Source organism: Streptomyces sp. WM6386, assembly GCF_000972385.1.
Classification (GTDB): domain Bacteria; phylum Actinomycetota; class Actinomycetes; order Streptomycetales; family Streptomycetaceae; genus Streptomyces.
Genome location: NZ_JXTE01000691.1, coordinates 1 through 343 on the forward strand (window position 1 = coordinate 1; position 343 = coordinate 343).

A 343-nucleotide genomic window follows, 5' to 3' on the forward strand; every position below is an offset into this window, starting at 1 on the left:
CTGCTCACCGAGGACGAGCTGACGCGGATGCTCGCGGGGCTGGACCGGCTGGAGCGCGACGGGCTGTCGCAGCCGGGCGCCCGGACGGTGGTCCTGTTCGAGGGTGTCAACGACCTCAGCTGGGGCGGCGCCACCGGCGACCAGGTGATCGACGGCATGAGGGAGATCGTGCGCCGCGCCCACGAACGCGGGCTGCGCGTGATCGGCGCGACGGTCGTGCCGTATCGCGGGTGGGGCGACTGGTGGACCGAGGCCAAGGAGGCCGACCGGCAGAAGGTCAACACATTCCTGCGGGACGGTGGCGTCTTCGACGGCTACGCCGACTTCGACAAGGCGTTCACCG

The 343-nt window shown here is 71.1% G+C and carries 1 protein-coding gene; it reads left to right on the plus strand.

What is annotated here, in order from left to right; translation table 11 throughout:
- A partial coding sequence (locus TN53_RS43265) for a GDSL-type esterase/lipase family protein (RefSeq protein ID WP_046264418.1) occupies nt 1-343 on the plus strand: 343 nt, incomplete at both ends.